We start from the raw sequence: 11,499 nt of genomic DNA, 5'->3' as shown, positions 1-11,499 counted from the left end.
ACAAAATATAGCGTTTTATTCAACGAATGCCACTTATAAAGAAAAGCCTAAGCAGATTGCTTAAGCTTTATTTAGTGCGCATTTCACCTTGTGGGAAATAAGTTCCTTCAGGCATATCGTTAATAATAACGTGAACAGCTGACTGAGGTGCTCCTGTGTTACGAACAACAGCTTCTGTAACTTCCTTAGCTAGGGCTTTCTTTTGCTCTAGCGTGCGTCCTTCAAATAAATCGATGCGTACAAATGGCATAATTGCGTCCTCCACTAGTTATTTGATTTCTTCTATTTTACCACATTTTGCCATTTAAAGCTTTGAGAAATTATGGTATACTAGAATGTAGCAAAAAATTAGAAATGGACGTGAAATAGAAGCATGGCACAGTTGTATTATCGTTATGGGACCATGAATTCAGGTAAGACGATTGAGATTCTCAAGGTAGCCTATAACTATGAGGAGCAAGGAAAAGGAGTTGTGATTATGACTTCAGCTCTGGATACACGTGACGGTGTCGGTTATGTCTCTAGTCGCATTGGAATGAAAAGACCAGCAATTGCCATTGACGAAACAACAGATATCTTTGGGTTTATCCGGGATTTGCCTGAAAAGCCTTACTGTGTGCTTGTTGATGAAGCTCAATTTCTAAAACGTCATCATGTTTACGATTTAGCTCGTGTTGTCGATGAGTTAGATATACCTGTTATGGCATTTGGTTTGAAGAATGACTTTCGCAATGAGCTGTTTGAAGGTTCCAAACACCTCTTGCTTTTAGCAGATAAGATTGATGAGATTAAGACCATTTGTCAGTATTGCAAGAAAAAAGCGACTATGGTTTTGCGTACGCAGGACGGACTGCCTGTTTATGATGGTGAACAAATCCAGATTGGTGGAAATGAAACCTATATCTCAGTTTGCCGTAAGCATTATTTTGCCCCTGAAATCAATAAGGAGAATAACACAGAATGAATATCTATGATCAACTACAAGCTGTAGAAGACCGTTATGAAGAATTAGGAGAATTGCTGAGTGACCCTGATGTCGTTTCAGATACCAAGCGTTTCATGGAGCTTTCAAAAGAAGAGGCTTCAACTCGTGACACAGTAACAGCCTACCGTGAGTACAAACAAGTCCTTCAAAACATCGTCGATGCTGAAGAAATGATTAAAGAATCAGGCGGAGATGCGGACTTGGAAGAAATGGCCAAGCAAGAGCTCAAAGATGCCAAGGCTGAAAAAGAAGAGTATGAAGAAAAATTGAAAATCTTGCTCCTTCCAAAGGATCCAAACGATGATAAGAACATCATCCTTGAAATCCGTGGAGCTGCTGGTGGAGATGAGGCAGCACTTTTTGCTGGTGACCTTCTAACAATGTACCAAAAGTATGCTGAAGCGCAAGGCTGGCGCTTTGAAGTTATGGAAGCCTCAATGAACGGTGTTGGTGGTTTTAAAGAAGTAGTTGCCATGGTTTCTGGTCAGTCAGTGTACTCTAAACTCAAGTATGAGTCTGGTGCTCACCGTGTACAGCGTGTCCCTGTGACAGAAAGTCAAGGTCGTGTGCATACCTCAACAGCGACTGTCCTTGTCATGCCTGAAGTCGAAGAAGTAGAATACGATATTGATCCAAAAGACCTTCGTGTGGATATCTACCACGCATCTGGTGCTGGTGGACAGAACGTCAACAAAGTTGCGACAGCTGTCCGTATTGTTCACTTACCAACCAATATCAAGGTTGAAATGCAGGAAGAACGTACCCAGCAGAAAAACCGTGAGAAGGCTATGAAGATCATCCGTGCGCGTGTTGCTGACCACTTTGCACAGATTGCCCAAGACGAGCAGGACGCTGAGCGTAAGTCTACTATCGGTACTGGTGACCGTTCTGAACGTATCCGTACTTATAACTTCCCACAAAACCGTGTGACGGACCACCGTATCGGCTTGACTTTACAAAAACTTGATACAATTCTAGCTGGTAAACTAGATGAAGTTGTAGATGCTTTGGTTCTTTTTGACCAAACACAAAAATTGGAAGAATTAAACAAATAATGAAATTAGCTCAAATATTTAAAGATTTTGAGGAAAAGTTGATAGCACAAGGAGAGGAAGCAGAAAGCCTCTCTTTTGTCTATCGTAGTCTAAAAAATCTATCTTTTACAGACTTTGTCTTTGCCCTTCAGCAAGAAGTCACTGATGAAGATTACAAATTTGTAGAGGATATTTACATCAAGCTAGCTAGCCACATACCTGCCCAGTACATCATCGGTCATGCTGAATTCTATGGGATGCAGTTAAAAGTAGATGAGCGAGTCTTGATTCCTCGACCAGAGACAGAAGAGTTAGTGAAACTCATTTTGACTGAAAATCCTGAGAAAAATCTCAAGGTACTTGATATCGGAACAGGAAGCGGAGCGATAGCCCTTGCTTTAGCGAAAAATAGACCAGATTGGTCAGTTACGGCTGCAGATATTTCACAGGATGCTTTAGACTTATCATTGGAGAATGCTTACGCTCAAAATCTAAATCTCTCTTTTATCAAATCTGACTGTTTCTCCGAAATTTCTTCAAAATATGATATAATTGTATCCAATCCACCATACATTTCTCGAGCAGATGAAACAGAGGTTGGTTTGAATGTTTTGCATTCAGAACCACATTTGGCACTTTTTGCTGACGAGGATGGTCTCGCAATCTATCGCAAAATCGCGGAAGGTTCCAAAGACTATCTAACTGATGGTGGTAAGATTTATCTTGAAATTGGCTACAAACAAGGTCAAAGTGTACCCGCTCTCTTTATGGAAAATCTTCCAGAGAAACGAGTTCGTACTCTGAAAGACCAATTTGGTCAAGATAGGATGGTTGTCATTGATGATGGAGAAAATTAAGCAAGAGTTGGAAAAAGGTGGAGCTGTAGTTTTGCCGACAGAAACAGTTTATGGTCTCTTTGCAAAAGCGCTAGATAAAAAAGCTGTTAATCTTGTCTACCAGCTTAAACGTCGTCCAAGAGACAAGGCACTTAATCTTAATGTCGCTCATCTAGACGATATTTTGAACTTTTCTAAGAATCAGCCACCTTATTTACAAAAACTTGTTGATAGTTTTCTTCCTGGTCCATTGACCATTATCCTAGAAGCTAATGACAAGGTCCCTTACTGGGTTAATTCAGACTTGACGACTGTTGGATTTCGCATGCCGAGTCATCCCGTCACTCTAGAATTGATTCGTGAGTTTGGTCCCTTAATCGGCCCGTCTGCAAATATTTCAGGACATACAAGTGGAGTTAGCTTTAAAGAAATTTTAAAAGACTTAGGACAAGAGGTTCTGGGAATAGAAGATGATGCTTTTTTAACAGGTCAAGATTCGACTATTATAGACTTATCTGGCAGCAAGGTGAAGATTCTACGCCAAGGATCAATTAAACAAGAAGATATTCTTGCCAAGATACGTGAAATTTCTTTTGAAGAGGTATGATATGCTACGTTATTTGAAAGCGACAGATGTCGAAACAATTTGTGTCATTAACAAAGAAGCGCTAGGTTATGCTTTTAGTCCAGAGGAAACGGCTGGTCAACTAGCTAAGTTGACACAAGACTCCCATCACTTCCTACTTGGTTTTGAGGATTCAATTAGCCATGACTTACTTGGTTATGTTCATGCTGAGGTTTATGAATCCCTTTATTCAAAACCAGGTTTTAATATCCTAGCTTTAGCTGTTTTACCTCAAACACAAGGTAAAGGAATCGGTAAAACTTTGCTTGAAGGATTAGAACAGGAAGCAGAAAAACGTGGCTATAACTTTATTCGCTTAAATTCTGCAGACCATCGTACAGGTGCGCATGCATTTTATGAAAGAGTTGGTTATACCTGCGATAAAATGCAGAAACGATTCATTAAATTAATAAAAGGAGAAGACCTATGATTTTTGACAAAGATGATTTTAAAGCCTATGACGCGGATCTTTGGAATGCCATTGCCAAAGAAGAGGAACGCCAACAAAATAATATTGAATTAATCGCTTCAGAGAACGTAGTTTCTAAGGCTGTTATGGCTGCTCAAGGGTCTATCTTGACTAATAAATACGCCGAAGGTTATCCAGGACGTCGTTATTACGGTGGTACAGATGTAGTAGATGTTATCGAAACTCTAGCTATTGAACGTGCGAAAGAAATCTTTGATGCTAAATTTGCCAATGTCCAACCTCACTCAGGAAGTCAAGCCAACTGTGCAGCTTACATGGCTTTGATTGAGCCAGGTGATACGGTCATGGGGATGGATTTGGCAGCAGGCGGGCACTTGACTCACGGAGCTCCTGTAAGCTTCTCTGGTCAAACCTACAACTTTGTTTCTTATAGTGTTGATCCTGAGACCGAACTTTTAGACTTTGACGCCATCTTGAAACAAGCTCAAGAAGTGAAACCCAAACTAATCGTAGCAGGGGCTTCAGCCTATTCTCAAATTATTGATTTTTCAAAATTCCGTGAAATTGCTGATGCTGTTGGTGCTAAACTCATGGTAGATATGGCTCATATTGCCGGCTTGGTCGCTGCTGGTCTTCACCCAAGCCCGGTGCCATACGCACATATCACAACTACAACGACCCACAAAACCCTTCGTGGGCCACGCGGTGGTTTGATTTTGACCAATGATGAAGACTTAGCTAAGAAGATTAATTCTGCTATTTTCCCGGGTATCCAAGGTGGTCCTTTAGAGCATGTTGTTGCTGCTAAGGCTGTTGCCTTCAAAGAAGTCTTGGATCCAGCCTTCAAAGAATATGCTGCTAAGGTCATCAAGAACAGTAAGGCTATGGCTGAAGTATTCCTGAAAGATCCTGATTTCCGTATTATCTCTGGTGGCACTGAAAACCACCTCTTCCTAGTGGATGTTACTAAGGTTGTAGAAAGTGGAAAAGTAGCTCAAAACTTGCTGGATGAAGTTAATATTACCCTAAATAAGAACTCTATCCCTTATGAAACCTTGTCACCATTTAAGACTAGTGGTATTCGTATTGGAGCGGCAGCAATTACTGCTCGTGGCTTTGGTGAAAAAGAAAGTCGTCAAGTTACTGAACTTATTATTAAAGCCCTTAAGAATGCAGAAAACGAAGCTGTCTTAGAAGAAGTGAGAAGTGCAGTCAGAACCTTGACGGATGCCTTCCCATTATACGAGGACTAATATTTTATGGATATTTATATTAAGAAAGCCATTATCCATCAGTTCAGTCCTGATGACACAGAGTTGTTCCTAGCGGATAAGTTTCTCAATATCACTCCAAAAATAGAGGAATACTTGCGTAAAAAAGTGGAGCGTGTGTATTCTGATGATGCTAAAACTGGTATTTTTGAAGAGGATAACCCATTTTTCAACAACATTACAGAAGATTTAATGAAAACATCTGTGACGATTGCCAATCTTTGGAAAGAGGAATTCTCTGTATCTGAAAATCAAAAGACAAACGATTTAGTCTTTGTACAGTTTTCAAAAGAAGGAGTGGGACACTTTGCCTTCCTTCGAATTGCATTGCGAGAAACCTTAACACACCTAGGTGGTGAAGTTGATAATCCAATCAAACTGACTCAGAATAATCTACCAGGTTTTGGTACTGGAGCTGATGAAGCCCTTGTGGTTAATCTTCAAAACCGCAAGTATCACCTGATTGAAAAACGGATCAAGTACAATGGAGCCTTTTTAAACTATTTTTCTGAGAATCTTATTCAAGCTCAACCAAAGATTTCACCTAAGAAATCAATCAAGGAACTTGAAAAAACTGCTCAGAAAATTGCCGAAACCTTTAACACGGATGATTTTCAATTTCAATCAAAAGTAAAATCTGCGATTTTCAACAATCTTGAGGAAAACAATGAGCTCTCTCCAGAAAAATTAGCTAATGATCTCTTTGATAATAATCTAACAGCTCGTCTCAGTTTTATTGACCAGGTCAAAGAAGCAGTGCCAGAGCCTGTACAGTTTGATGAGATTGATGCTAGTCGTCAGTTGAAGAGATTTGAAAATCAGAAACTTTCCTTGTCAAACGGGATTGAACTAATCGTACCAAACAATGTCTATCAAGATGCGGAATCTGTTGAGTTCATCCAAAACGATAATGGAACCTATTCTATCTTAATCAAAAACATCGAGGATATTCAAAATAAATAATGTTTAAATTCATACGAAGAGTGCTGGTGCTAGCAGTCTTCCTTTTCGCTGGATACAAAGCCTATCTCATTCGTCAGGATGTCAAACAAGTCATGACGTATCAACCGATGGTTCGTGAAATCTTGAATGAAAGAGATACTCCAGCAAACGAAGAGCTTGTGCTCGCCATGATCTATACAGAAACCAAAGGTAAAGAAGGAGACGTGATGCAGTCAAGTGAATCTGCTAGCGGCTCCACTGATACCATTAACGATAATGCAAGTAGTATTCGTCAAGGTGTTCAAACTTTGACAGAAAATCTCTATCTGGCTCAAGAAAAAGGAGTGGATGTCTGGACAGCCATTCAAGCTTATAACTTTGGACCTGCTTATATTGATTTTATCGCCCAAAATGGCAAGAAAAACACGATTGCTCTAGCTAAACAATATTCTAGAGATACAGTTGCGCCGACATTAGGGAATACAACAGGAAAAACCTATCGCTACATCAATCCTATTTCCATTTTTCAGGGTGGAGAACTCTATGTCGATGGGGGAAACTATTATTACTCTAGACAGGTTCAAGTAAATCTCTATATCATGAAAATTTTTAATCTATTTTAAGCTTCTAGAAATTCTAGGTGCTTTTATAAGTTTTCTTTAAGGATACTTTAATATGCTAGAGTGGAAAAGGAGGAACGTATCATGCGAAAGAAATTCTTTCTGACGAGTGCTGCAGTTCTTTTGGCGGTTGCAACATTGCAAAACGTTTATGCAGCAACTGATGTTCAAAAAGTAATTGATGAAACCTATGTTCAACCTGAGTACGTCTTGGGTTCTTCACTAACAGAAGATCAAAAAAATCAAACACTAAAAAAACTAGGCTATGATGCCTCTAAAGATACTAAAGACTTGAAGACAATGACACCCGATGTCTATTCAAAGATTATGAATGTCGCAAACGATTCTAGTCTTCAGCTTTATTCATCAGCAAAAATTCAAAAATTAGGAGATAAATCTCCACTTGAAGTCAAGATTGAAACACCTGAAAATATCACAAAAGTAACCCAAGACATGTACCGTAATGCAGCTGTTACCTTGGGTGTCGAACACGCGCGTATCACCGTTGCAGCTCCAATTCCAGTTACTGGGGAAAGTGCCCTAGCAGGTATTTACTATTCCCTTGAGTCAAATGGTGTAAAATTACCACAAGAAAATAAAGACTTGGCTCAGGAAGAGCTCAAGGCCTTGTCTGATATTAACGATGAAAACAAGGACAAATCAGGATTCGATGCCAATAAACTGAACGTTGCACTTGCTGATATCAAGGCTGCAGTCGCTAAGGCAAAAGAGTCCAAAGGTGAACTTACAGAAGACGATGTTCGTAAGATTGTCGAAGATACTTTGAAGAACTACAAACTGGATCAAGTTGTTACAGGCAACCAGGTCAATGTCATTATCAACTTTGCCTTCAATCTATCAAAGAGCGATATTCTCAACAATGAAGACTTTACAAAGACTCTAAAAGATTTGAAACAAAGTATCGTTGCGCAAGCTGGTGACAGCTTCAGTAATATCGACCTTAACTTTGATGCCAATAAAGCTATTCAAGACGGTGGGAATATCCTTAGCTCTATTTGGCAAGCCATCCTTGATTTCTTCAAGAGTTTTGGTGCTTAGGTCAATTCATGGTATAATAGATGGTAACAGGATTGTTGCCGTCTTTTTTTGTCGGCTCATAGAAAGTGAAACATATGTTAAAGAAAAATGATATTGTAGAAGTAGAGATTGTCGATTTGACACATGAAGGAGCAGGAGTTGCCAAGGTAGATGGCTTGGTCTTTTTTGTTGAGAATGCTCTACCGACTGAGAAAATCCTCATGCGTGTCCTTAAAGTTAATAAAAAGGTTGGTTTTGGTAAGGTCGAGGAATACCTTCTTCAATCTCCACATCGTAATCAAGACTTAGATTTGGCTTACCTGCGTTCAGGGATTGCAGACCTAGGTCATCTAGCTTATCCAGAGCAACTCAAGTTCAAAACGAAGCAAGTAAAAGACAGCCTATACAAGATTGCTAGTATCACGGATGTAGAGGTTGCTGATACTCTTGGTATGGAACATCCGATTAAGTACCGTAACAAGGCTCAGGTACCTGTTCGCCGAGTAAATGGTGTTCTAGAAACTGGTTTCTTCCGTAAGAATTCTCACGACCTTATGCCCTTGGAAGATTTTTATATCCAGGATCCAGTCATTGACCAGGTTATTCTTGCACTACGTGATTTGCTTCGTCGCTATGACTTAAAACCCTATGATGAAAAGGAACATTCTGGCTTGATTCGTAACCTTGTTGTACGTCGTGGCCATCATTCAGGTCAAATTATGGTTATCTTGGTGACAACTCGTCCTAAAATTTTCCGAGTTGAACAGTTGATTGAACAAGTCATCAAGCAGTTCCCAGAGATTGTGTCTGTCATGCAGAACATCAATGACCAAAACACCAATGCGATTTTCGGGAAAGAATGGCGTACACTTTATGGTCAAGATTACATTACCGACCAAATGTTGGGCAATGATTTCCAAATCTCTGGACCAGCCTTTTACCAGGTCAATACAGAAATGGCGGAGAAACTCTATCAAACAGCCATTGACTTTGCGGAGTTAAAAGAAGATGATGTGGTGATCGATGCCTATTCAGGAATAGGGACTATCGGCTTATCTGTCGCTAAGCATGTCAAGGAAGTCTATGGCGTAGAGGTTATCCCAGAAGCAGTAGAAAATAGCCAGAAGAATGCAGAATTGAACGGCATCACCAATGCCCACTATGTCTGTGAAGCTGCTGAAAATGCCATGAAGAATTGGCTCAAGGAAGGCGTTCAACCAACTGCTATCCTAGTCGATCCACCACGCAAGGGATTGACCGAAAGCTTCATCAAAGCAAGCGCCCAAACAGGCGCTGACCGCATCGCCTATATCTCCTGTAATGTCGCCACCATGGCGCGTGATATCAAACTCTATCAAGAGTTGGGTTATGAATTGAAGAAAGTCCAGCCTGTGGATTTATTTCCGCAGACGCACCACGTGGAGTGTGTTGCTCTGCTCGTAAAAACCTAGAAACCTTTGAATGAAAGGGATAACGAAAAGCCTTGATTGCAAGGCTTTTTGTATTGGCGTGGGGAAGTATCAGAGTGAGAAAATTTTTGGAATGAATAGAAGTGATAGCTAGAAATTATCAGTTTCTATTTCCATTTACCCTGTGGGTACGTGTTTGTTTCCATTGACAAGGAGTTTGTGGGAATAGAAATGTACCCACCTTGTTTGAATCAAGTGAAGTGTAGTTGAAGGAAATCTGTTGAAAGCAATACTTCATTTTACCGAATAAGTAATAATTTAGGCAACTTCAAATCGATTAAAAAAAACTATTTTAAAGGTTAAGAGTAGACAAAAATTGTCCACTCTTTTTTGCAAACTCAATTTATCAATAAATGAAATGAGGGAATGTAAAATGAAATATTTTGAGGTTGAGTTAGAAAATCCTGATGAATTTTTAAAACTACAAACAGAAGATTTTGTGAAAGCTAATCGCTTGCTACTAAGGAAGATAATCCAGAGCGTTACAGTCTATGAAGAAAACTTCGTCATATCCTTTAAATCTGGCATCGAATTGGAAGTATGAGTCTCATTCCATAACTTTTATATTGAACATATCATCTTGTTGTGTTATACTATAAATTGATATAAACAAAGATGTAGGAGGAACCGAAACTATGACAGCCTCAATGCGTTTAAGATAAGCTGGCAATAAAAAAAGCAGAATCTATACCCGATGATAGGCTTTTTTGTTGTGCTTATTTATACGATATTGAGCATTCATTAGTTACGGTGAGGATATTGGTTATTTAACTATACCTTTATTTAACTATGTCTTTAATATGAATGTTTCCAAATTGTATGTATGCAGACCAAAAGCCACATTGTGGGGTTTGGCCTGCATTTTTTATTGCCTAGAATGCTATTCAAAATAGAAATTCAAGCAAAATAATATGCAGGAGATAATATAAATGGAAAAATACAACAATTGGAAACGAAAATTTTATGCAATATGGGCAGGGCAAGCAGTATCATTAATCACTAGTGCCATCCTGCAAATGGCGATTATTTTTTACCTTACAGAAAAAACAGGATCTGCGATGGTCTTGTCTATGGCTTCATTAGTAGGTTTTTTACCCTATGCGATTTTGGGACCTGCCATTGGTGTGCTAGTGGATCGTCATGATAGGAAGAAGATAATGATTGGTGCCGATTTAATTATCGCAGCAGCTGGTGCAGTGCTTGCTATTGTTGCATTCTGTATGGAGCTACCTGTCTGGATGATTATGATAGTATTGTTTATCCGTAGCATTGGAACAGCTTTTCATACCCCAGCACTCAATGCGGTTACACCACTTTTAGTACCAGAAGAACAGCTAACGAAATGCGCAGGCTATAGTCAGTCTTTGCAGTCTATAAGCTATATTGTTAGTCCGGCAGTTGCAGCACTCTTATACTCCGTTTGGGATTTAAATGCTATTATTGCCATCGACGTATTGGGTGCTGTGATTGCATCTATTACGGTAGCAATTGTACGTATACCTAAGCTGGGTAATCAAGTGCAAAGTTTAGAACCAAATTTCATAAGGGAGATGAAAGAAGGAGTTGTGGTTCTGAGACAAAACAAAGGATTGTTTGCCTTATTACTCTTAGGAACACTATATACTTTTGTTTATATGCCAATCAATGCACTATTTCCTTTAATAAGCATGGAACACTTTAATGGAACGCCTGTGCATATTTCTATTACGGAAATTTCCTTTGCATTTGGGATGCTAGCAGGAGGCTTATTATTAGGAAGATTAGGGGGCTTCGAAAAGCATGTATTACTAATAACAAGTTCATTTTTTATAATGGGGACCAGTTTAGCCGTTTCGGGAATACTTCCTCCAAATGGATTTGTAATATTCGTAGTTTGCTGTGCAATAATGGGGCTTTCGGTGCCATTTTATAGCGGTGTGCAAACAGCTCTTTTTCAGGAGAAAATTAAGCCTGAATATTTAGGACGTGTATTTTCTTTGATCGGAAGTATCATGTCACTTGCTATGCCAATTGGGTTAATTCTTTCTGGATTCTTTGCTGATAAAATCGGTGTAAATCATTGGTTTTTACTATCAGGTATTTTAATTATTGGCATTGCTATAGTTTGCCAAATGATAACTGAGGTTAGAAAATTAGATTTAAAATAAACAATATTGGAGGAATATTTATGTATCTTATTTTCATGTAACTCTTCCTGCTAAAATCGCAGGGTTTTCCCTGCATACAAGCAAATGAAAGCATGCGATTAT

Annotated in this window: 13 protein-coding genes; 12 read left to right on the top strand and 1 reads right to left on the bottom strand. The window is 39.2% G+C overall.

From position 1 onward, the window contains the following. Positions 1-67 precede the first annotated feature (67 nt). Positions 68-250, bottom strand: coding sequence for a 4-oxalocrotonate tautomerase (locus NMM19_RS04905; protein WP_001117401.1), 183 nt, complete (start codon positions 248-250; stop codon positions 68-70). Positions 251-373: 123 nt separating this feature from the next. On the opposite strand from NMM19_RS04905, the gene NMM19_RS04900 reads away from it, so the two are divergent. The 12 genes from NMM19_RS04900 to mef(A) all read left to right on the top strand — a co-directional run bounded on the left by NMM19_RS04900 (position 374) and on the right by mef(A) (position 11,397). Continuing rightward, the gene (locus NMM19_RS04900) at positions 374-964 is read left to right on the top strand and encodes a thymidine kinase (protein WP_016465889.1); all 591 of its coding nucleotides are present in this window, start codon (positions 374-376) and stop codon (positions 962-964) included. Then, entirely contained in the window at positions 961-2,040 is a 1,080-nt protein-coding gene (prfA, locus tag NMM19_RS04895; RefSeq protein ID WP_178895071.1) for a peptide chain release factor 1, read from the top strand. Before NMM19_RS04900 ends, prfA begins: the two co-directional genes overlap by 4 nt. Then, the gene (gene prmC, locus NMM19_RS04890) at positions 2,040-2,876 is read left to right on the top strand and encodes a peptide chain release factor N(5)-glutamine methyltransferase (RefSeq protein ID WP_178895070.1); all 837 of its coding nucleotides are present in this window, start codon (positions 2,040-2,042) and stop codon (positions 2,874-2,876) included. Before prfA ends, prmC begins: the two co-directional genes overlap by 1 nt. Further along, entirely contained in the window at positions 2,860-3,462 is a 603-nt protein-coding gene (locus NMM19_RS04885) for an L-threonylcarbamoyladenylate synthase (protein ID WP_178895069.1), read from the top strand. The genes prmC and NMM19_RS04885 overlap by 17 nt, the downstream gene beginning before the upstream one ends. Position 3,463: 1 nt before the next feature. Beyond that, positions 3,464-3,910, top strand: coding sequence for a GNAT family N-acetyltransferase (locus tag NMM19_RS04880; protein ID WP_178895068.1), 447 nt, complete (start codon positions 3,464-3,466; stop codon positions 3,908-3,910). Further along, the gene (gene glyA / locus NMM19_RS04875) at positions 3,907-5,163 is read left to right on the top strand and encodes a serine hydroxymethyltransferase (protein ID WP_178895067.1); all 1,257 of its coding nucleotides are present in this window, start codon (positions 3,907-3,909) and stop codon (positions 5,161-5,163) included. The genes NMM19_RS04880 and glyA overlap by 4 nt, the downstream gene beginning before the upstream one ends. Before the next feature lie 6 nt (positions 5,164-5,169). Next, complete coding sequence (locus NMM19_RS04870; protein WP_178895066.1) at positions 5,170-6,144, top strand: nucleoid-associated protein; 975 nt, start codon at positions 5,170-5,172, stop codon at positions 6,142-6,144. Next, positions 6,144-6,746, top strand: coding sequence for a lysozyme family protein (locus NMM19_RS04865; protein WP_178895065.1), 603 nt, complete (start codon positions 6,144-6,146; stop codon positions 6,744-6,746). Before NMM19_RS04870 ends, NMM19_RS04865 begins: the two co-directional genes overlap by 1 nt. A gap of 81 nt (positions 6,747-6,827) precedes the next feature. Next, entirely contained in the window at positions 6,828-7,802 is a 975-nt protein-coding gene (locus NMM19_RS04860; RefSeq protein WP_178895064.1) for a DUF1002 domain-containing protein, read from the top strand. 74 nt (positions 7,803-7,876) lie between these two features. Next, positions 7,877-9,232, top strand: coding sequence for a 23S rRNA (uracil(1939)-C(5))-methyltransferase RlmD (rlmD, locus tag NMM19_RS04855; RefSeq protein WP_178895063.1), 1,356 nt, complete (start codon positions 7,877-7,879; stop codon positions 9,230-9,232). Between the two features lie 391 nt (positions 9,233-9,623). Then, a complete protein-coding gene (locus NMM19_RS04850; protein WP_000873143.1) occupies positions 9,624-9,794 on the top strand; it encodes a hypothetical protein in 171 nt (56 codons plus the stop codon). A 385-nt stretch (positions 9,795-10,179) separates the two neighbouring features. Beyond that, a complete protein-coding gene (mef(A), locus tag NMM19_RS04845; RefSeq protein ID WP_000417519.1) occupies positions 10,180-11,397 on the top strand; it encodes a macrolide efflux MFS transporter Mef(A) in 1,218 nt (405 codons plus the stop codon). The last annotated feature ends 102 nt before the right edge of the window (positions 11,398-11,499 follow it).

The organism is Streptococcus sp. CF8_St5-17 (genome assembly GCF_024295665.1).
GTDB lineage: Bacteria > Bacillota > Bacilli > Lactobacillales > Streptococcaceae > Streptococcus.
Note: the sequence above shows the minus strand (reverse complement) of the source record. Positions and strands in the feature narration are given on the sequence as shown.